14 protein-coding genes are annotated in these 22,899 nt (G+C 57.1%); 4 read left to right on the forward strand and 10 right to left on the reverse strand.

What is annotated here, in order from left to right; all coding sequences use genetic code 11:
* Nucleotides 1-31 precede the first annotated feature (31 nt).
* Nucleotides 32-685 (reverse strand): cupin domain-containing protein, encoded by a 654-nt coding sequence (locus W822_RS39565; RefSeq protein WP_024006267.1) that lies wholly within the window; start codon nt 683-685, stop codon nt 32-34.
* Nucleotides 686-969: 284 nt separating this feature from the next.
* Here W822_RS39565 and arr point away from each other — a divergent pair, with 284 nt between their 5' ends.
* Entirely contained in the window at nt 970-1,398 is a 429-nt protein-coding gene (gene arr / locus W822_RS39570; protein WP_024006268.1) for an NAD(+)--rifampin ADP-ribosyltransferase, read from the forward strand.
* 130 nt (nt 1,399-1,528) lie between these two features.
* Here arr and W822_RS39575 read toward each other — a convergent pair whose 3' ends face one another.
* The 6 genes from W822_RS39575 to W822_RS39600 all read right to left on the reverse strand — a co-directional run bounded on the left by W822_RS39575 (nt 1,529) and on the right by W822_RS39600 (nt 8,747).
* A complete protein-coding gene (locus tag W822_RS39575; RefSeq protein WP_024006269.1) occupies nt 1,529-2,035 on the reverse strand; it encodes an arsenate reductase ArsC in 507 nt (168 codons plus the stop codon).
* A complete protein-coding gene (gene arsH / locus W822_RS39580) occupies nt 2,032-2,739 on the reverse strand; it encodes an arsenical resistance protein ArsH (protein WP_437177159.1) in 708 nt (235 codons plus the stop codon). Before arsH ends, W822_RS39575 begins: the two co-directional genes overlap by 4 nt.
* A gap of 56 nt (nt 2,740-2,795) precedes the next feature.
* Complete coding sequence (locus W822_RS39585; RefSeq protein WP_024006271.1) at nt 2,796-3,131, reverse strand: ArsR/SmtB family transcription factor; 336 nt, start codon at nt 3,129-3,131, stop codon at nt 2,796-2,798.
* 49 nt (nt 3,132-3,180) lie between these two features.
* Complete coding sequence (locus tag W822_RS39590) at nt 3,181-5,208, reverse strand: TonB-dependent receptor (RefSeq protein ID WP_172642805.1); 2,028 nt, start codon at nt 5,206-5,208, stop codon at nt 3,181-3,183.
* Between the two features lie 183 nt (nt 5,209-5,391).
* On the reverse strand, nt 5,392-6,630 hold the full coding sequence (locus tag W822_RS39595) for an MFS transporter (RefSeq protein WP_172642806.1): 1,239 nt from the start codon (nt 6,628-6,630) through the stop codon (nt 5,392-5,394).
* 8 nt (nt 6,631-6,638) lie between these two features.
* The gene (locus tag W822_RS39600; protein ID WP_024006274.1) at nt 6,639-8,747 is read right to left on the reverse strand and encodes a TonB-dependent receptor; all 2,109 of its coding nucleotides are present in this window, start codon (nt 8,745-8,747) and stop codon (nt 6,639-6,641) included.
* A 346-nt stretch (nt 8,748-9,093) separates the two neighbouring features.
* On the opposite strand from W822_RS39600, the gene W822_RS39605 reads away from it, so the two are divergent.
* On the forward strand, nt 9,094-9,981 hold the full coding sequence (locus tag W822_RS39605; protein WP_024006276.1) for an AraC family transcriptional regulator: 888 nt from the start codon (nt 9,094-9,096) through the stop codon (nt 9,979-9,981).
* A 13-nt stretch (nt 9,982-9,994) separates the two neighbouring features.
* On the opposite strand, the gene W822_RS45935 is transcribed toward W822_RS39605, so the two are convergent.
* The 3 genes from W822_RS45935 to W822_RS39615 are packed head-to-tail and all read right to left on the reverse strand — an operon-like array spanning nt 9,995 to nt 14,265.
* Nucleotides 9,995-10,729: a 4'-phosphopantetheinyl transferase family protein gene (locus tag W822_RS45935; protein WP_024006277.1), complete on the reverse strand. Its 735-nt coding sequence runs from the start codon at nt 10,727-10,729 to the stop codon at nt 9,995-9,997.
* Complete coding sequence (locus tag W822_RS39610) at nt 10,716-12,491, reverse strand: ABC transporter ATP-binding protein (protein WP_024006278.1); 1,776 nt, start codon at nt 12,489-12,491, stop codon at nt 10,716-10,718. Before W822_RS39610 ends, W822_RS45935 begins: the two co-directional genes overlap by 14 nt.
* Nucleotides 12,484-14,265 carry an ABC transporter ATP-binding protein gene (locus tag W822_RS39615; protein WP_024006279.1) on the reverse strand — a complete coding sequence of 594 codons (1,782 nt, stop codon included), beginning with the start codon at nt 14,263-14,265 and terminating at the stop codon, nt 12,484-12,486. The genes W822_RS39610 and W822_RS39615 overlap by 8 nt, the downstream gene beginning before the upstream one ends.
* A gap of 309 nt (nt 14,266-14,574) precedes the next feature.
* Between W822_RS39615 and W822_RS46750 the strand changes: the two genes are divergently transcribed.
* Nucleotides 14,575-17,523: a salicylate synthase gene (locus W822_RS46750; protein ID WP_051401775.1), complete on the forward strand. Its 2,949-nt coding sequence runs from the start codon at nt 14,575-14,577 to the stop codon at nt 17,521-17,523.
* Nucleotides 17,520-22,899: non-ribosomal peptide synthetase (locus tag W822_RS39620; RefSeq protein WP_051401776.1), on the forward strand; the 5,380-nt coding region annotated here is incomplete at its 3' end. The genes W822_RS46750 and W822_RS39620, both read left to right, overlap by 4 nt.

Here is a 22,899-nt window from a genome sequence, read left to right on the forward strand (position 1 = left end):
CTCTTGAATGTTGTTGCGTATACTGGAGTAATTAAATAGAAAGGTGCCCGGTTTTCAGATAAAACATGGTATTGGCATGGCCTGTGATCAGGTCAGGATATGATCCTGGCGGCAGCCGAACCCAACTGCCCTGCTCGTAGATTTGCGAACCTTCCTGCAGGCTGCCTTCGAGAATGAGAATTTCGGCGCCATCGACCTCGCCGCTGAAAACGTGAGTACGCGCCGGCAAACGCTCCATTGAAACCTTCTCGGTCTCGCTGGCAAAAAGCGGGCACGACTCTCGGTCTTTCAGGGTAATCCAGTTGGCCGGGTCATGCGTGTCGATACGAACAGATTGCTTTTCGCCGGGGTCCATTTGCCGCAGCTTCACGAAAATCACCGCGCCCTCGTCGCTGAATGGCACGTGGCTGGAGCCCGGCGGACTGCGCAGGTACCAGCCGGCCGGGTAGTGGGAATTGTCTTCCGAGAAGGTCCCGCTCAGGACCAGGATTTCTTCACCGCCCGGGTGATGGTGGCCCGGAAATCGTGATCGGGCCGCATAACGGACAATACTGGTCGCGCGCGCTTTTTCTTCTCCAATCCGATCCAGCATGACGCGCTCAACGCCCGCCTGTGGTGACGCGACCCATTCATACTGGTCGGGTGTCACAAGCGCACGTGCAGAGAAGTCGGCATTGATCAACATAACAAAATCTTCTTAAGATCAGAGTAAACCAAAGTATCGATTATGACAGTTATTATCTGATTATAGAGCGCCGTTTACAAACGGCCTGTTTTTTACTGATCAGGAAATATATAATTCGTCTGTTTCTTTCGATTGTGCATTCAACATATACGCCCAGTCTGAGGTTGTTCCCAATGCCAAAACCGAAAGAAGACTGACGCCAGCGGCAATCGAGAAAATCACGAGTCGACCTTTCACCTCGCACATGAGTGCGCACTTACAACATGCGGAGACTGCCCCCTATAATGAAACAGAACACAGTGGAAAATTGCGACGCCAGCGTTTTGGATATGGGCCCCTTTTTTCATGGGACGAAAGCAGATTTGCAGATCGGGGATAGGCTGACTGCTGGGTTTACATCAAATTATCAGCCCACGGTTTTGATGAATCATATTTATTTCACCGCCCTGGTCGATGGCGCCGGCTTCGCTGCTGCGCTGGCCAAAGGTGACGGAAAAGAACGAGTGTACATTGTTGAACCTATGGGACATTTTGAAAACGACCCTAACGTCACGGACAAAAAATTCCCAGGTAATCCCACCCGTTCATATCGTAGCCAGGCGCCATTGAGGATTGTTGGAGAAGTGACGGAGTGGGTCCGAAAGACGCCGGAAGAGCTTCAGAAAGTCAGAGCGTATCTGAAGACCCTGACGCCGCAGGATATTATTAATTAAATTTTTGAACGCCAGATATTACAGCTGTGATGAAGGGCGGCTGAACCTTAACATGCAGCCCACCCTCCGTGTATTTCAACACGCATTTTAAAAATGCGGTCGGAGATATGGACGTTGTTTACTTTCTTCTTTATTGTGGTTTATCGGTTGTACCGATTTTTGCCAGTTCGTGGTGAATAGCCGCATGATCCAGAACATGAAACGGCAGGCTCACAAATAGTCTTACCCGGTTCAAGATATGACGAAACGTTTTATCGAACGCGCGCCTTTTCTCTTCTTCGCTTCCTTCGACAGCCGCTGGATCTTCAAACCCCCAATGTGCAGAAATGGGCTGCCCCGGCCAGACTGGGCACACTTCCCCTGCTGCGTCGTCGCAGACGGTGATGATGAAATCCATAATCGGTGCATCCGACGTCGCAAATTCATCCCAACTTTTGCTGCGCAAATTCTCTGGGGGATAGTTTATCGATATCACTTTTTCAATTGCAAAGGGGTTGACTTTGCCAGTAGGATGGCTACCAGCACTGCAGGCCTTGAAACGCCCCTGTCCCATCATATTGATCAGGGCCTCCGCCATAATGCTGCGTGCCGAATTTCCTGTGCAAAGAATAAGCACGTTATAAATTCTGTCTGTCATGACGTTTCTCCCTCAGTCTCGGTTTGAGGTGCAATTGCAATAGAAGACAGATCGGTAGTGCAATCAATTGTTCGCCCCTGCACTTTTCGCTCAGAATATCGGTCAGTCAGGGTTTCCTGATGTGGGCGCAGCAAAACAGTGAAACGCACCAGCTCTTCCATCACATCTACAATCCGGTCATAGTAGGAAGAGGGTTTCATGCGGCCTGCTTCGTCAAATTCCTGATAGGCTTTGGCCACACTTGATTGGTTCGGGATCGTGAACATGCGCATCCAGCGCCCCAGCAATCGCAGCGTGTTAACCGCATTGAAACTCTGCGATCCGCCGGACACCTGCATGACTGCCAGTGTACGCCCCTGGGTCGGTCTGACCCCTGCCATCTCAAGCGGCAAATGATCGATTTGCGCTTTCATGACACCGGTAATTTGCCCATGTCGTTCGGGGCTACACCACACCTGCCCCTCAGACCACTCGGACAGGGCACGCAACTCCTTGACCGCAGGATGGTCATCGCTTTGAACCTGATCAGGTAAAGGCAAGTCCGAGGGATCAAAGATCCGGGTCTCGGCGCCAAAATAGCGCAGAATTCGAGCCGCTTCTTCCACCGCCAGACGCGAGAATGAACGAGGTCGAAGGGAGCCATACAACAGCAGGATACGAACAGGCGACGCATCGGAATCCAAGGCAAGCGCCGGTCTTTTCATTGCAAACGATCGATCCAGTGCGGGCAGATTATCCATGTCGGATACATTACGTAGTCTCATCTTGCTTCCTTAACATCATTATTCTCGGCACAGGAAAAATCACACTCCAGACCACTGCAGCAGTTTTCAGTCAAAAACGCAACCAGCCTGGCGGCGGCAGAATAATCAGCCGTATAGATCACAGAGCGACCCTCTTGCCGGGCCTGCACCATACCTGCGTAGGTGAGCTCTTTGAGATGAAATGACAAAGAAGATGGCGCAATGCCTGTTGTCTCACTAATTTTCCCTGCAGCGATACCAGAGCTGCCTGCCTGGACAAGTAGCCGAAATACCGTCAGTCGGGATTCGTGGGCAAGGGCTGCCAAGGCGGTAATTGCGTGTTTATTTTCCATATTTCAATAATATTAGAAATATGGAAAATAAACAAGATGTTTTGAGATATCAGAAATTCATGCTTACGCGCACGCCCACATTTCGCGAGGTACCTGCCGTCAGCTCATTCTGTGATAATGCACGCGTATAGTAATGGGCGTTGCCCAGGTTCTGCCCATACACGCCGATTGCGAACCTGCCGTTTGTATAAGTGACATTCGCATCGACCAATGTATAAGGCTTATTCATGAAATCGCTGTTGGTTGCCAGCGTCGATCTACCGTGACGAACCACATTAACCCCAAGGCTCCACTGGAAATGAGGCTGCCATGAAAGACTCAGACCGTAGCTTTGGCGCGGCGTCGTGCTGAAGCTCTGACCTGCGTAGTCGATACCATTAAGAACAAACTCGTCCCATTTGGCATTGACAAAACCCGCGAACGCATTGAGTTCAAGTTCTGGCAGCGGGCGCCACATGCCCGTGAACTCGAGCCCCCGGCTATGGGCCCGCTTGGCGTTGTTCGTTACGGTCAATCCCTTGAATGACCCTACTACCTGGTGATCGTGCAGAATCGTGCTAAATGCCGTGGCACCCAACTCCCATTCCGCGTTCCGGCCACGAATTCGATAACCCAATTCAATATAGTTTGCCAGAGTCGGAAGATACGCGTACTGGGCCCGTTCACGCTTGGTGGCATACAAGTTATAACCTGGCGCCTCGTATCCCCGCGACAGTTTGATCCAGCCAAAATGACGCTCATTTGGATGATATTGAAGTGTAAGACTGGGTAGCAACACAGTTTTGATAACGCTTGCGTTTTTCACGGTTTCCGTCATGCTGAATGGCATATCAGGGATTCCATCGCCGTTCGAATCCATGTAACCGCTCTGATTGCTGCGCCAATTCAGACGCTGGCGATCATGCTGGATACGCAGACCTGCCGCGAGCCTCCATCCGGGCGCAAAAGTCCATCCCGCTTGCCCATACAATGCCAAGGTATTGCCCCTGCGTCTTGCTTGCGTATTGCTGGTGAAATACGGCGACATATCGAACCGGTAAGGTGCATCACGACGGGCCTGCTGCGCAAACACGCCGACCATCCAGTCGCTCACACTCATGCGCCTGCTCAGGCGCGCGTCTGCGCTAAGCTCTCGGGTCGCCATATCGAATCCCGCCTGCGCCTTGAACAGGGAACGAGGCAGCCAATAATTCCATTCCGAACGGCTTGCCCCCAGGGTTACGGCAAGGCGGGTATCGGTGGCGAACTGTCGCTGGTAACTACCCGATAGCAAAGTGTACTTGGTATTGTTTACTCCTTTCTCGGTTACCCTTGATGCGTGCCGGCGGCTTAGATATTCCGGTGCAAAGTAATCGTTGCCGCCACGTAAGTTCATGTGATATAAACCCAGGCGCCATTGTCCACCAGCATCGTCTTTGTGCAACAGTTTCAGTTTGGCCAGCGTGCTTTTCCACCCGGCCGTATCCTTGCGTTCCATTGTCCTGTTATAGGTATCGCCATCGGATTGCTCGCCACCGATTGCAATACGCAAACCCGTGCGCGCCGAAAGCGGCACATCACCGCTGACCGTAGCGCGTTGCCGATTATGACTGCCATATTCAAGAGATACGTTACCCACTGCAGTGAGTCCCGGATCCCGGGAGTGCATATTGACCAGGCCGCCCAATCCATTTGGGCCTTCCAGCAACTGCGGGCCGTGCAGAACCTGCACCTGGTCCAGATCAAACAGCAGGCCCACGAAGTTAGACGGAACCGGCACGCCATCCAGCAGAACCGGGATATTGGTACTGTCGGACTCATCCACATGGATGCCCAGCCCCCGGATCGTAATCACCGGATTGGCATGGGTATAGCTGGTCAAATGCATATTAGGCTGGCGATGCGCAATCTCTCCAAGCGTGTCCAGATGCTGCGCTTCCAGGGTTTTGCGACTGATGATCGACACACTGGATGGCATAGTGAAACGGTTGTCGTTATCTTCTGCTGCCGGGACGGCGAACACAGGAGGCAATAATGACGCGGCTTGTTTTTCAGTCGCCTTTTGCTGGGCAAATACCGGCGTCTGCCATATTGGCAATGAACACAGGCCGGCGAAAACGAGAGTGGTTGTGAATTGACGATAGGCTGGATATCTAAGGAACAAAAGCGAAGTATTCATAAATGGCAACAAACAAAACAATATGAAACATATCATTTCAAAGAGTAAAATTACTCCTGCTTGCATACCACCCTGAAAAGATCCGTATTCCCCATAAGGGAATTATTTATCCACCAATTGCAACCTCGGCAGGCAAATTGCCGTAATCAGCAAAACGCCTGCGGCGCTGGCCCAGGCAATGGCGAAGGCATCACCGTACCCATAAGCCTGGCCCAGGCCGCCGATCATGCCGGCTGCAATCGCGTTGCCGAACCCCTCGCAACATTGCATCACGGTAAAATCGGTGCCTGGACGGTCTTTTGAGGACCAGTTCATGAACAGTGCCCAGATCGTCACAAACATGGCGCCTTCGAACAACGACTGCAATGCGAAGGCAGCATAGAGCGCCATCGATGAAAAGGCCCCCAGGAACTGCAGCATCCAGGCGGTCCCCATCAGCAAACCGGACAGAATCATGGCAACAAGGACCGCCCGACGGTTCCCAGCGTAGCGTAACAGGGGAATGCCGATGCATGCCCCTCCGATCGCCACAAACACCAGATTGCTCATCTGCAATCGGCCGATCTGTTCGAGGTCGAATCCCTTGTCCAGCAGCCAGGGCTGGGCAAGCGTGGAGACTGCCGTGCCTGCAAACTTAAAACTCAGCGCCAGCAGCAACGCCCAGCCCAGGTCACGATGTTTCGCCAGATCGCGTAATCGCACCCGTGATGCCGTTGCCGTCGTCGCAGCGGCCGTGTTGCGCCAGCCCGGGATGAGCAAAAGCGGAAGATAAACCACCGCCATAAGTATCGCCAGGATCAGCATCGTCACCGTCCATCCCAGCGACGAATACACTTGAAGCAACCCGCCTCCGCCGATCAGCATCCCCCCGATAAACCCGGCGATCTGGATGGCGTTGGCAGCGCCAGCGCGGCGTCCCTGGAAACGCAGGACAGCATAGGAGTTTGTGACGATATCCTGCGTCGCGCACAACAGATTCAGAAGAACGATCAGGGCGATGACGGTATACAGCGACGCCGAGGGCGGAAATGGGATCATGACCAGACATGTCGCCACGATCATCGCTTGTGTACTCCACAAAAACCGGGGCATTCCCCAACGGGCGCACGCGTTTTCGACCGGGCCGGACCACAGGAATTTGAGCGCCCAGGGCAGAAAGGCCAATCCGGTCAGCCCGACTGCCGCCACGCTATGTCCGCCATGCCGGATCATGGCTCCCAGAGCATTGAATGCCAGGCCGATGGGCACGCCCTGCGCAAAATACATCAGGGCAATCGCCAGATATTCGCCTGAAGGCGAGGAGCTCGCCTGCGGACGAGTCGTCGCGGTTTGAGTTGTCATTGTATCCATCAGAAATTCATGCTCATGCGCACACCCACTGTGCGCGAAGCGCCGGCCACCAGCAAATCCTGCGACAATGCACGGGTAAAGTAACGGACATTACCCAGGTTCTGCCCGTACACACCAATACTGAATCGACCTGTCGTATAGGTCACATGTGCATCAACCAGGGTATAAGGTTTATTTTCGATTTCACTGTTGGGGGCCAGCGTCGTCCTGCCGTGCCGCACGACATTGACACCAAGATCCCATTGCGCATGGGGCTGCCATGACAGGCCGGCGCCATAACTTTGCCGCGGCGTCATACTGAAGCTCTGGCCGGCATAGTCGACACCATTGCGCACGAAATCATCCCATTTGGCATTGACAAAGCCGGCAAAGGCATTCAGTTCAAGTTCCTGCACAGGTCGCCACCTGCCGGTGAGTTCGACTCCCCGGCTGTGCGCCCGCGCAGCGTTGCTTGTCATGTTCTGACCATTGACCGAGCCCACCACCTGCTGATCGTGCATGATGGTGCTGAAGGCGGTAGCGCCCAACTCCCACCGATCATCCTGGCCACGCAGACGGTAACCCAATTCGATGTAATTTGCCAGCGTCGGAAGATAGGCCTGCTCAGCCTGTTCGCGCATGGTGGCGTACGTGTTGAAACCGGGGGCTTCGTATCCGCGCGCCAGCCTGACCCAGGCAAAGTGACGGTCATTGGGACGATACTCCAGCGTGAGGCTGGGTAACCACGCCGTTTTGTTGACGCTGGTATTCTGAACGGTTTCCGTGGTGGCAAATGGCATGTCGGGCATACCGTCACCATCTGAATCAACGTAGCCGCTCTGGTCGCTTCGCCAATCCATGCGCTGACGGTCATGCTGTATCCGTAAGCCGGCTGCGAGACGCCAACCTGGGGCGAAAGTCCACCCGAGCTGTCCGAACAAGGCGGTCGTATTTCCCTTGCGGGTTGCATCAGTATCGCTCGTGTAATAAGGCGCCATGTCATAAAGATAAGGCGCGTCGCGTCGGGTCTGCTGCGCAAACAGACCAACGCTCCAGTCGATCGCCTCTTTTTTGCCGGTCAGACGGGCATCCGCGCTCAGTTCGCGGGTCACCATATCAAAACCGTTGCGCGCATTGAACATGGATTCCGGCAACCAATAATTCCATTCTGAGCGGCTGGCTCCCAAGGTCACCGACAACCGCGTGCCACCGGCAAATAGCCGCTGATAACTACCTGAGACCAGTGTGTACTTGGTATTGTTCTTTCCCTCATCGGTTGCTTCCGATTCGTGCTCGCGGCTCAGGCCTGCCGGCGCAAAGTAGTCATTCCCGCCCCGCGAATTCATGTGATAAAACCCCAGCCGCCATTCACCACCCGCCTCGTCTTTGTGCAACAGTTTCAGCTTGGCCTGCGTGCTTTTCCAGTCTGCCGTATCGTCCCGATCCAGGGTCGTATTCTTTGTTCCGCCATCGGACTGTTCCGCGCCGACCGCGATACGCAGTCCCGTGCGGTCAGATAACGGCACGTCGCCACTGATGGTTGCGCGCCGCCGGTTATGACTGCCGTACTCCAGAGAAACATTGCCCGCGGCAGTGTCACCGGGATCACGCGAACGCAGGCGAACCAGTCCACCCAGTCCATTGGGTCCATCCAGCAGTTGCGGACCACGCAGTACCTGCACCTGATCCAGGTCGAACAGCTGGCCGATTGACAGCCCCGACACCGGCACGCCGTCCAGCACAACCGGAATATTCGTGCTATCGGCCTCATCGGCATGAATACCCAGTCCTCGAATCGTAATAATGGGATTGGCATGGGTATAACTGGTCAGGTGCATATTGGGTTGACGATGCGCGATCTCCCCCAGCGTGTCCAGATGCTGGTCTTCCAGCGTTTTTCCGTTGACAACCGTCATACCGGTCGGCGCAGTAAACAGCGATTGCTCATCGTCTGCGACGGACGTGGCAAGAATGGATGGCAAGACCGGTGCCTGCTGCGTCCCGATCGTGGCTTGCTGCGCCGCTGCCTGATTTTGCCATACCGGCAATGTGTACAAGCCGCTGAGGATCAGTGCAAAAATCAGTTGACGGTTACCTGAACGCTGCTGGGGAAAGGACGAATTTTTCATTGAAAATGAGCCTGTAAGAATATCCGACAAAGAGTAAAGGCCGACCACCTTTCAGACCACCCCAAAAAGATCGACACTCCCCGCAAGCGAATTATTTGTAACAGCACGCTTCTAAGCGCGTTTTCACCCATCGCAGGAATTGTTACGTTGCGAAGAAATCATCATTCTTATTGCTAATGGAAATGATTATCATTATACTTTTAGGCGCCCTGCTCGCATTCATACTCCAGGTTATATGGAAAGAATGGAAATGGCACACAGAGCGCATCTTCCCAGGCTGGAATTCTCGCCGATGGCAGACGCCAATGACGCGGACGCAGCATTCATGCAGATTTAAGGTAAGAATATGCAAGTAGTAAATTCAACAGAGTTTTTCGATAACCACAAAGCGGCAGCATCAGGTACCGCTGTCAAAACACTGGATTTGCAACCTGGGCTGGCGGTGTCGCTCGTGCGGTTCGAAACCGGTCAGAATATGGATGCGGTCACGGAAGACGACGCGGATGCCCGGGTCCATTTCAATTGTCTGCTACGGGGAACGACCAGCATCCGGTGTGATGGTCGCAGTTTCGAGCTTGACAGCGACGACGTTCTGGCAACCTTCACGCCAGGCAAACGATATCAGATCGACTGCAGCGCAGGCTGGTGCAATATCGAACTGCGAATTACCCCGCAACTGTTGTGCGAACTGGCCGGTGAAGAATCAGAAGCGCTGTATCAAGGTTGCAGCAACGACTTTTGCCTGATGCGCAATGCCAGTAATCTGCGCATCCGCGATGCGACAGACCGCCTGGGGCGGCTCCTTGCCGAAGACAATAGCTCACCGTTGCTGGTGCATGCCGCTGCACTGGAATTTCTGGCATGGCAGCTCAAATCGCTGCAGCCTGAAGCGATCAGTACGGGGCTTGCTCCGCGTGAGCGCAGGCAGTTGCTGGCAGCCCGCGAACGCCTGTTGGCCGATCTGAGCAATCCGCCCACAATTGAACAGCTGGCTCGGGAAACCGGATTAAATCAGCTCAAGCTCAAGAGAGGTTTCAAAAGCCTGTTCGGCGTCAGTGTGTATGCGCTGTTTCAGCGTGAGCGCATGGAGCACGCACGCAGATTGCTGTTGCAACATAGCGTGACGGAAACCGCGATACAGCTAGGTTACAGTAACTTCAGCCATTTCAGCACAGCGTTTCGCAAGCAGTTTGGCGTCCTGCCAAGCGAAGCCCGGCGTTTTGCCTTGACTTGATTCTCATCGCACATTAGCGCATTCGATCAAATGACAGTACAAGCTGCCGCGTGACGATTTCCCACGGCATGACGGATGCATACGCCAGATGGGTATTTGAATCCAAATGCTCGTGACCGGCATGCCAATGCCGTTCGCCATCTGTGGCGTGGTACCGGTGACGCAGCCCGCCTTGTGATCGCAGGCACAACCGCCGGAAATCCATCATCAGCCCTTCCCCGCTGCACTTGCTTATCGCTTCCTTCAATGTCCAGGCGGTCAGGAAGGATCTGCCATTATCGGGCGCGGACTCGCCGGGATGGGTGATATCCGGCCACGAGGCCGGATCCATCGTCGCGCCGTGCCCTGCCTCAACGTCAACACCCACCGCCGCCTGACGGTATAACGCAAGCACGACCCACCCCGCGCTATGACTCAGATTGAAATGCAGTGCCTCGTCAAGCAGGGCCGGCTTCCCCCATTCACCAACCGTAAATCGCAACTTCCGTGGCGCCACATCCAACAGATAGCCGATTGCCCACCGCTTCAGGCCATGTGCGAGCAGATGCCGTTTGCGGTCTGCAGCGAACCGATAGGCCTGACATCGGTCATGCTCGTGCGTATCCAGCCAGGCAGGCGGAACAGCCCCGGCAAGGGAAAACGGTGCACACAACAATCGCAACTCGCTCTTGCCCAACGTTTTTTCGATCTCTGCGTTGTGAGTGCAAAAGCCCCGGGCGACCGTGCACGACAGATTATCGGGATTCATTCGTTGTGTCATTGCAAACGTCAACGTGAATGGCCACCTCTTGCCGGCGCCATAACTCCGCATAAAGCCCGTCCTGCTCCACGAGTTCTTGATGAGTGCCTTTTTCACGCACGCGTCCCTGGTCAAGCACGAGAATCTGGTCTGCGTGACGGACGGCATTCAGGCGATGCGCAACCATCAGCACAGTCTTGCCTTTGGCAAGATGCGCCAGCGCCTGCTCAATGTCATGCTGGGACTGGGCATCCACCGATGCGGTCGCCTCATCCAGCAGCAACACCGGCGCATCCCTCAGGATCGCGCGTGCGATCGACAGGCGCTGGCGTTCCCCGCCTGACAATTGCTGGCCGTTTTCGCCTATCGGCGTGGCGTAGCCTTGCGCAAGCCGCTCCACGAACGAATCACAACCCGCCCTGCGGCAGGCTTCAATCACCTCGCAATCAGGCGCGCCGTCCTTGCCGATACGGACATTATCAAGTATGCTGCCCTCAAACAGTTGCACGTCCTGAAACACAAAACCGAAATAGTGATAAAGGCTTTCGCTGCACCAGGCGCGCAGGTCCGTGCCGCCCAGGTAAATGGTGCCGGCTTGCGGATCATCGAAACGGGCCAGCAAATGCAGCAAGCTGCTTTTGCCTGCCCCGGACGGCCCGACAATGGCCGTGACCGTTCCCTGCGGTACATCAATGTCAATGTCCTGCAAAACCGGTTTGCTGTCAAACGCAAAACTGACATGCCTGTACGCCACACTGAAGTTGCGCGGCGGCTCGGTACGCTCTCCTTCCCTGAGAACCGGCGTGTCCAGCAATCCCTGCAAACGTGCCTCGCCCTGCAGCATGGCGCGCAACTCCACCAGATAGGCAGCGGCATCCAGCAACGGATCCAAAACTTTGTACGATACAAGCGCAAACAGCAGCCACGTGGCCGGTGTCAACTCGTTGCCGCTGACGAGCCAGCCCGCCACAAGCAGCATCATCAGCAAGCCGAGCTCCAGAACCGCCCGATAGACCTGCACCGATCCGCCACCCCAGGCTTCGGCGCCCATGCTGACTTGACGGATATGCGCAAACCGCTGGTCCAGCCGGCCGATCCAGTCTTGCGCGCGGCCAAACAATCGCAATGTCCGAAGACCAGATATGAATTCTACGATCAGGCCGCTGGTTTCCTGCACCGCCATCTGCTTGCCCCGGCCAAGCTTCAGAAACATCCGGTTGGCGCCATTCAATGCCAATAGCGCCACAGGCCATGTGATCAACAACGCCAGAGCCAGCCGCCAATCTACCCAGACCAGGCAGGCCGCAAAAAGAACGGGAACCGATACTGCTGCCAGCAATTCGGCAGTCAAGTGGGTGAAAACATCTTCCAGGCGCTTCACATCATCGGTCATGACGGATGATAATTGCCCTACGCGCTGACGGGCAAAAATGCCCAGAGGCAGTTGCCGCAAGTGATCGATCAGACGTTCTCGATAAGACAGTGTCAGGTCATAGCTGCCCAGAAAACTGTTCATTTGACTGAAGTAGGAAAATACCATCTGGCCAACCAAAGGCACGACCAGAATAACGGCGGGTTCAACCCATGAAAACGTCTCCGGCTGCGCGGCAGCAAAAGGCGGCATATCCAGCAGCCAGTGCCAGGCAAGAAAATACGGTGCGATGGAAAAAGCGCGTTCCACAATACGCAGCAGCAATCCCAGATAGATTTTTACAGGCGAGTAGCCGCTCGCCACGATCACCCGCCTGCAGGCGCGTACAAATTCAGGCATGCTCTTTTTCTCCTGGCAACACGGCAGGCCGTGTCTGATTAACGCTCCCTGATTGCTGCGGCGCCTGTGCCTGCCACATCTGTCGATACAAGGTACAGGTTTGCATCAGACTGGCGTGATCCCCGGAAGCGACAACACTGCCGTGGTCCAGTACCACAATATTTGTCGCATCTTTCACGGAATAAAGACGATGCGCAATGGTCAGCACGGTCAAGGCGGGATAGGTCCTGTGCAACGCTTCATAGAAATACTTTTCCGTTCTGCTGTCGGCAAATGCCGTGCTTTCATCCAGCACAAGAACCGGTGTATTTGCCAGCAGCGCCCGCGCCACGGCAAGACGCTGGCGCTCACCACCGGACAGTGTCAGACCCCGCTCGCCAACATGCGTATGCCAGCCTTTGGGCAGCGCGTCAACAAATGCTTCGGCCTGGGCAACGCGCAGGGCCTGACGAATCTGGTCCTCGCCGGCGTCTGGCCGACCCAGCTTCAAGTTTGAAAGCAGCGTTCCACGAAACAGAAAAGCGTCCTGCGCAACCACGGCAATCGTGGCGGTGCGCTGCACATTGTCAATGTCTGCCAGCGGGCAATCACCAACCAGGATGCGGCCCTGATCCGGTTCGACGAGGCCACCCAACAGACTGGCAATGGTGCTTTTACCTGCCCCCGATGGCCCCACCAGCGCAGTCACGCGGCCTGCAGGAATCGCGAACGACACCTCGCTCAGCACCCGCCGGTTGCCATAAGATACGCTGATCCCCGACAATTGCACAGCAGACGACGTGAGTGTTTGCCGCGTTTTTGCCCGGCCCTCCCGCATGGACAGAACCGGTTGCATACGCTTCACGCCATCGAGGATTTCGCGGATCTGTGTCTGGAACCGCATCAACTTCATCAATGGCCTGACCATACCATTGCCAAGCACAATCGCAATCAGCATGCCCGCCAGATCGATCTGTTGTTGCTGCATCAGCCAAAGCCCGATTGGCAAAACGACAATATTGGCATTGAGCATCACGACGAACAGGGACCAGCCCGGAACGGTGCCGCGGGTGATGTGTCGGACCAGTTCGTGGTATCGCGCCAACCCCTTGCGCATGCGGGCAAAGGAATGCGCGCCCTGGTTGAATGTTTTCATGACGGGCATGCTGCGCAGGTATTCAACTGACGCCCCGTTCAGTTCCCCGATGGCCTGCTGGTATTCGGTCATGTATTGGCCCACGTTCCGCATGGCAATGGCCTGAATCACGATAGCCAGCAAGGGTGCTGCAATGGCCGCCAGGGCAAGGCGCCAATCGACCCACCAGAGCACTGAAATAACGAGTATCGAGGCCGCAAATGCCGCCATCATTTCCACGAGATGGTGAGCAATGAATTGTTCTATGCGCTCCACATCCTGCATGACAAGCTTGTTCAGTACGCCAGAGCTATGTTGCTGCAGCCAGGGCAGTGGCGCCCTGGCCAAAGCCCGGACCAGCTTCTGGCGTGTGTCCATCAGCACACGATAGGCTGTCTCGTGGCTCAGGAAATAGGCCAGGGAATAAACGATGTACTTTCCCGCCAGTGCCAGCGCCAGCCAGCCAGCCAGTTGTAAAAAACCATGGGCATCCGGCAGCCGGGGCAACAACGCAACCGAATAGCACAGAATCAGAAAAGGAACCAGTTCCAGCACCGCCGCGACCGCCGCGAGCAGGATCGCCATGCCTAGCGGTTTGCGATGGCCACGCAGCAGCGTATTCAGAACTGACCAGGATGCGCTGTTGCGAGTGTTGGACATGTCGCCGTCTCCCTCAAAAAATGACAAATAAAAACCTTCAGGACCGTCTGTCGTACCGGTCTTGCCTGTGTCCTGCCCGAGAAGAAGGATAAAAAAAGACCCGTGAATTTCTCTACCCGATTCAGTAAAGCCACCCCCCGCATGCGAACCATTTTTCGGGCAGACAAAATATCCAAGTGAAAATATTCTTGTTTCAAACTTGAATACCGATCGGGGCAATACGGGTCTATTTCGGGTAGTGGGCTTTTTCCCAATAGATAATGATTCTTATTCATTATTTTTGTGCAATGCGCAAGCAGGGAGCAACTCATGACAGCAGAGACCGTCCTGGCAGATGACGTGGTTACCACGCCTGATCTGAGCGAAATCTATCGGCGTGAAGGTTATTTGCAACCCATCACATTGGGGCAGCATCTGAGACGCTGGGCCCGACAATACGGCCCCAGCGTGGCCTTGACCGACGCGACAGGCCATTACACCTACGCCGATCTTGACGCCTGGGCGGATCGACTTGCCACTGGTTTTCTGGGCCTGGATATTCAGCCACGCGATGTGGTGATTGTTCAATTGCCTAACTGCGCCGCTTTCGCAGCAGTGTTGTTCGCCCTGCTGAGAATCGGAGCGATTCCCCTGCTGGCCATGCCGTCCCAGCGCCTTCATGATCTGGAAAAACTGGCCGAACAGGGCCGGCCGGTTGCCTGCGTCATGCCCGATCGTTTTCTGGGATTCGATTACCGGCCCATGGCCGAATCCCTGAAGCAGAGCTGCACTCAATTGCGACATATAATTATTGACGGTGATGCTGCAGGTCATTTGGAATTGGATGCGCTGGAGCAGCAGCCAATCCCCCCAAAAAACGAACCAGACCCTTTCGGTACGGCGCTGCTGCTGCAGTCGGGCGGAACGACAGGCACGCCGAAACTCATTCCGCGCACTCACGCCGACTATGCCTACAACGCACAGGCGTCGGCAAATCTGTGCGGACTGACCGCAGAAAGCGTGTATCTTGCTGCCCTGCCCATCGCCCATAACTTTCCCTTATGCTGCCCGGGACTGATCGGCACCCTCTCCGTGGGCGGACGCATCGTCATGTCCAGAACGCCGAGCACCGACGACGCTTTTGCGCTGATCGAACGCGAAAAGGTCACCGTGACCGCATTGGTGCCGGCACTGATACAGTTATGGCTGCAATCGGGCGCGCAGGACGATACCGACATTTCCAGTTTGCAGTTGCTGCAGGCAGGCGGGGCCCGTCTTCCGGCAGATATTGCAGAACAAGTCGCACCGACGCTGGGCTGCCGGTTGCAACAGGTATTCGGAATGGCCGAAGGACTATTGTGCTATACACGTCTGGATGATCCCGACAACGTGATTTTCAACACGCAAGGCAGACCTTTATCGCCCCACGACGACCTGCGGATTGTAGACGCTGACGGCAATGATGTACCCGCCGGTGAAGCCGGTGAACTGATTACCCGCGGCCCCTACACGATCCACACCTACTACTGCGGAGAAAAATACAACACCGGTGCCTTCACGCCCGACGGGTATTACCGCTCCGGAGATATCGTGCGACGTACGCCGCAAGGCAACATCCTTGTCGAAGGACGGCTGAAAGAACAGATCAACCGGGCCGGTGAAAAAATTGCCACGGCGGAAATCGAGCAGCTATTGCGCGATCATCCCGATATCCAGGATACAGTTGTCATCGCCGTCCCGGACGCTGAGCTGGGTGAGCGCAGTTGCGCCTTTATTATCCCCGGGGCCGACACGCCCAGCCTGCAGCAATTGCATACATTTTTGCGCGCCAGAAATCTGGCACGGCATAAATTGCCGGATCAACTGGAAACAATTTCAGCGTGGCCCCTTACAACCGTCGGCAAAATCAACAAGAAGCGCCTCTTGCAGCTGGCCGGCCAATCAGTGGCGCGCCAACGCTATCTTGAAAGAACGCTCCCCATTGATCGTACGCCGCTGGAGACGGCGGTGAGCATCGCACGCGATCTCAACGATGCCCGTTACATCGTGTACGAACATCGCGGACAGTGGTCTATCGGCATTGGTTCGCTGGCGAATATTGCAGTTTATGCAGACCATATCACTCTCGACAGCCAGGGTTACCACCAACGCTGGCCGATGCCCGGTTTTGCCACCTCGCTGCCGCAAGCAATTGACGCCCTCCCTTTCGAAGACTTCAGACTGTATGGCCTCGCCCATTTCGAACTGGCCAGGCTGATTCACGGCTTGCCGGTGTCCGACTCGCAGCCTTTGCTGCAACTGACAGTGCCCGCCGTCGAATTGCGAGTGGAGCAGGAGCGCGTGGTCATACGCGCAACGGAGCAAAGCCTGCTGGACGAGTGGGCAACGCGCCTGACCCGCCTGCCTGCCAACGAAGACATCCCGCAATCAACCGGCCCGTTGCTGGCCGATATCCGCAACGCCGATGCCGACGCCTACAAGCAGCGCGTTGCAACCGCTGTGAAGCACATCCATGCCGGCGACTACGAAAAAATCATTCTCTCCCGCGCCGTACCGGTGACGGGCCCGATTGACATCGCCGCCAGCTATCTTGCCGGTCGTCGCGCCAATCAACCGGCCCGCTCGTTCCTGCTGCAACATGACGATTTGCAATGCGCCGGGTTCAGCCCTGAAACGGTCGTCGAAGTCGCTGCCGATGGCTGGATCAGTACCCAGCCGCTGGCCGGCACACGCAAGATCGGCGACAGTGAAGACGACACCCGGCGCCTGAGCAATGAACTGCAGAACGACACCAAGGAAATCGCGGAACATGCCGTTTCTGTCAGGCTGGCCCTCGAAGAACTGCAGCAAGTCTGCGCGAACGAAAGCGTCCATGTCGCACAATTCATGCAAGTATGCCGGCGCGGTACAGTCCAGCATCTGGGTTCCCGGGTACGGGGCCGGCTCGACACCGGCAAAACGGCCTGGCACGCATTCCAGGCTTTGTTTCCTGCCGTCACGGCGTCCGGCATACCCAAACACGCAGCCATTGATGCCATCGGTCGGCTGGAGCCCGTCGTCCGCGGCCTTTACAGCGGTTGCGTCCTGATCGCGGACAGTGACGGCGCGCTGGATGCCGCCCTGGTATTGCGCTCGTTGTTCCGCCAACAGGATCGCACCTGGCTGCATGCGGGCGCCGGCGTTGTCGCCCTGTCCACACCCGAACGCGAACTGGAAGAAACGTTTGAAAAACTGACCAGCGTTGCGCATTTCCTCGTTGAAGCCAAGAGACCGGCATGACCCGACAACAAACAGAAAGACAGATGAACAGCAATGCCAGACACCTGGCCCCCGAGCAGATCCGCGACCAGATACGGGCGTTGCTCACCGAACCCGACGCCGCGTTCTCCGATGACGACAATTTGATTGAGTTGGGGATGGATTCGCTGGGCCTGATGAAACTGGTCGGACAATGGCGCAAGGCCGGCAAAAACGTCAGTTTCGCCGAACTGATAGAAACGCCGCGGCTGGCGGATTGGTGGCCGGCTCTTGCGGGCGCACCAGGCGCGGACGACACAGTGACTCCCGCCAGCCCTGATCCATTCGACGTCACAGCGCCCTTCCCTCTGACCGACGTACAGCACGCTTACTGGATCGGCCGGAATGACGAACAGATACTGGGCGGAGTCGGTTGCCACGCCTATCTGGAACTGTCGGGTCGCGATATTGATCCGCAACGTCTTGAGAAAGCGTGGGAACGTCTGCTTGCCCATCACGGAATGCTGCGGGCCCGCTTTGACAGTCTGGGCGCGCAGGTGATTGCAACTGAAGCGCCGGCAGAAGTGCGTCGCGTTTTCATACAGGATCTGCGACAGCATACGCCTGCATCGGTCAGGGAGCAGCTTCTGTCCTTGCGTCAGCGTTTGTCTCATCGTCGTCTGAGCGTGGAACGCGGTGAAGTCGCCGGACTATCGTTGAGTTTGTTGCCGGATAATATGACGCGGCTGCACTTTGACGTTGACTTGCTGGTTGCTGATGTCCAGAGTCTGCAAATCATTCTTCACGACCTGGCCGTGCTCTATGAACTGGATGAAACCCCTCGTGCACCACTGGAGTGGCACTTCGGCCGGCACCTGCATAATCGCAAACACAGTCAAACAAGTGCGCAAAACGAAGCCCAGAAATATTGGCAGGCCCGTTTGGCTACGCTACCCGGGCCACCTGGCCTGCCATTGCGCTGTGCGCCGGAAACGATTGAACATCCCCGTTTCACACGTCGCCAGCACCACATGCCGGCGCATGAATGGTCACGAATCAAACGCTTTTGCGCTGCTGCGCGGGTGACACCGGCCATGGTCCTGGCCAGCGCCTATGCGGAAACACTGGCAGCATGGAGCGGCACATCGAATTTTCTATTGAATCTGCCGCTGTTTGATCGTCACGGAGATACGGCGGGATTGGACCACGTAGTGGCCGATTTCACCAATCTGTTACTGCTTGCCGTCGATTGCAGCCAGGCCATGTCCTTTGCCGATCGCGTACGGGCGCTGCAAACGCAATTTCACGCCGACGCAGCACACAGTGACTGGTCCGGTGTCCGAGTACAACGCGACTTGGCGCAAATGCGCGACGGTGAGCGTACATTCGCGCCGGTGGTGTTTGCCTGCAATCTGGGCATGCCGCTGGTAGACCAGCAGACGCAAGAGGCGCTTGGCCAACTCCATTACATGATTTCCCAGACGCCGCAGGTCTGGCTGGATCACCAGGTCTACGACAAAGACGGAGGCGTTCTGCTGGCCTGGGATGCCGTGGACGACTTGTTTCCCGACGGCATGATAGAGTCCATGTTCGGCGCCTATTTGCATTTGCTGACGCAACTGGCCAATAGCGAACAGGCCTGGGCGGAACCTTTGATAGTACAACTGCCGGCCGGGCAACGAGCCGTGCGCGAGGAGGTCAACGCCACCGACGCGCCCCTGACGCCTCGCACCCTGCATCTGCCGGTGTTTGAACAGGCCCGCACGCGGCCCGCGCATCCGGCCCTGATCGACAGCGCCACCGGACAGACCCTGGACTACGCGGCGCTGAATCGTCGCGCACTGCAAGTCTGCACGCTGCTGCAACAGCATGGCGTGCAGCCCGGCGAGCCCGTGGCCATCACCCTGCCCCGCGGCATCGACCAGGTCGTGGCCGTGCTCGGTGTACTGGCGGCCGGCGCCTGCTATGTCCCGATCGGCATCGCCCAGCCTGCTGCACGTCAGCAGCGCATTCACCGCCGGGCAGGCATCCAACTGGTCCTGACGCAGCCCCTCGTGATGACCGCATGCGAGGCGGAGATAGAAGCAACCATGGTGGACATCGGCAACGCAACTGCGTTCGCGCCAGCTCAGGCGCTAACGCCTGTCCCGCCTTCGGCCCTGGCCTATATCATCTTCACCTCCGGCTCCACCGGCGAGCCCAAGGGCGTGGAGATCTCGCATCAGGCCGCCGCCAACACCCTGGACGATCTGAACCAGCGCTTTTGCGTCGAACCCGACGATCGTATCCTGGCCCTCTCGGCGCTGGACTTCGATCTATCGGTCTACGATCTGTTCGGCCTGCTGGGCGCCGGCGCCACCGTCGTGCTCCCGGCTGAAGAGGAACGGCGCGATGCTGCCGCCTGGCTTGACCTGGTGCATCGCCATCACATCACGCTGTGGAACAGCGTGCCGGTCCTGCTGGACATGCTGCTGATCGCCGCCGAAGGCGACACACGTCCCCTGCCGCTGCGCCTGGCCATGGCCTCCGGCGACTGGATCGGACTGGATTTGCCCGGCCGACTCGTGCAGTTGGCTCCTCAGGCCCGCTTCATCGCCATGGGCGGCGCCACCGAAGCGGCCATCTGGTCCAATCTGTGCGAAGTGCCCGTGCCGGTACCGTCCGAATGGCGCTCGATTCCTTACGGCACGCCGCTGGCCAACCAGCAATATCGTGTGGTCGATGCCCTGGGCCGCGACTGCCCCGACTGGGTCCCCGGCGAGTTGTGGATCGGCGGCGCCGGTGTCGCCAACGGCTACCGCGGCGATCCGCAACGCACCGCTGCCGCCTTCGTCACCTACAACAACCAGCGCTGGTACCGCACCGGCGATCTAGGACGCTACTGGCCCGATGGCACACTTGAATTTCTCGGACGCCGGGATCATCAGATCAAGTTGCGCGGACACCGCATTGAACTGGGTGAGATCGAAGCGGCGATACTGACCTGCAACGGGCTGCGCCAGGCCGTCGCCATGGTCGTCGGACAGCCGCCCGCCCTCGCAGCCGCATTCGTGGCCAACCGTCCTCTGCAACACGACGCCTTGAACACGCAGTTGCGACGACTCTTACCCGACTATATGGTCCCCACTCACTGGCTTCAGCTCGATAGCCTGCCACTGAGCGCCAACGGTAAAATCGATCGCAAAACGCTGGCCGATCAACTGGATCTCCTGACTGCCACTCATACTGAAACCACATCGTCCGGCAATCACGCGCCCAGCGGGTCAGCCGAACAACAGGTGGCCGCGATCTGGCAGAAGCGACTGGGTCGCTCGTCCCTTAACCGTGACGATCATTTCTTTCAGCTCGGCGGCGACAGCCTGCTTGCTACTCAAGTCGTCGCCGATATGCAACGGGACGGCTGGCAGGCACAGCAGCCGCTGCGTCGGTTGTTCTCTCATCCTGTCCTGTCGGACTTTGCTGCCATCTGGCAACAAGGCGATGCAACGTCGCAAAAAGCAGCAACATTCCAGCATGTTTCTGACAATCAACACGATCCTTTCGAACTGACCGAAATCCAGCGTGCATACTGGATGGGCCAGTCCGACGGACTACCACTGCATTGCGGCACCCTCTATATGCTTGAACTCGATGGCGCGGCCCTGGACCTGGCACGCCTTGATACCGCCTGGCGCAGGCTCTGGCAGCGCCATCCGATGCTGCGCGCCTGCGTGGACGAGAACGCACGCCAATATGTTCCCGGGACGCTCCCCGAAAGCCGCTTGCAGATTGAAGCGCCGGTTGCCGATCTGCATGCGGCACGCGAGCGTATTGGGCTGCATTGGCGTTCGCTGAGCCGCTCCCACGCTACGCCTGCGTTGCACAGTTTCATCGCGGTCCCCTATTGCGGCGACCGCTGTCGCCTCGGCCTGTTTTTCGACTACCTGACCCTGGACGGCTACAGCATCAAACTGCTGCTCGCAGACCTCATCAAACTGTACGACAACGTCGTTCTCCCGGATCCGCCGCAGTTGACTTTCCGCGACTATCTTACACAGAGAACACAAAACACGGAAGCATACGAAGCCGCCATCCACTTCTGGCAGGAACGTCTCACCACGCTGCCGCCCGCACCGTCGCTACCGCTGGCGCGCGAGCCGGGATCCCTCGGCCAGGCCTCGTTCTATCGTTTGTACCGGCGTATGCCTGCCGGGCAATGGCAGCGTATTCGTGACACGGCGCAACGCTTTGGGCTGACTCCTTCTGTCGTCCTGCTTGCGGCTTACGCTCATGTGCTATCGCAATGGAGTACCGACTCGGCACTTACGCTGAACCTCACGCTGTTCGAACGACCGGATGCGCATCCTGATATCGCCCGCGTTCTCGGAGATTTCACCGCGCTTGCACCGATTCCGTTTGAACCCGCAAGCCAGACCAGTCTGCTCGCGCTGGGCGGCCAGACCCAGGACCGTGTCGCAGAAGTGCTTGAGCATCGCGCTGTCTCATCCATCTGGGTACAGCGCGAACGGGCACGCAGCATCGGTTTGCAAGCGGCTGCCTTGCCCATCGTCTTTACCAGCACACTCGGTCTGGCCGATCAATTTTTCGACACCCTGCCACAGGGTTTTCCGGATCTGGTGGATGGCGGACTGTCTGAAACGCCGCAAGTCTGGCTGGACTATCAGGTATTTGAACACCGCGGCGAACTGGTGATGTCATGGGATATCGCAGAAGGCCTCTTTCCCGAAGGCATGATAGAGTCCATGTTCGACGCCTATTTGCATTTGCTGACGCAACTGGCCGGCAACGAACAGGCCTGGACAGACCCACTGCCTGCACTGGTGCCTCATGAACAGCAGGCCGTGCGCAAGGAGGTCAACGCCACCGACACGCCCCTGGCATCTCGCACCCTTCATCTGCCGGTGTTTGAACAGGCCCGCACGCGGCCCGCTCATCCGGCCCTGATCGACAGCGCCACCGGGCAGACCCTGGACTACGCAGCTCTGGCTCGTCGTGCCCTGCAAGTCTGCGCCCTGCTGCAACAGCATGGCGTGCAACCCGGCGAGCCCGTGGCCATCACCCTGCCCCGCGGCATCGACCAGGTCGTGGCCGTGCTCGGTGTACTGGCCGCCGGCGCCTGCTACGTCCCGATCGGCATCGCTCAGCCTGCTGCCCGCCAGCAACGCATCCATCGCCGCGCAGGTATCCGGCTGGTCCTGACCCATTCTTCTGCCGCTTCCGAGGCCAAGGTCGACACAGCTACACCTGCAGCTACAGAGTCAGAGACAGAGACGATGCTGCTGGATATCGGGGACGCAGTTTCACTCGCGCCAGTCTCTGCGCCCGTGAGTGTCTCACCTTCGGCCCTGGCCTATATCATCTTCACCTCCGGCTCCACCGGCGAGCCCAAGGGCGTGGAGATCTCGCATCAGGCCGCCG

Origin of the sequence: Advenella kashmirensis W13003 (assembly GCF_000506985.1) — a bacterium.
Lineage (GTDB): Bacteria > Pseudomonadota > Gammaproteobacteria > Burkholderiales > Burkholderiaceae_B > Advenella > Advenella kashmirensis_A.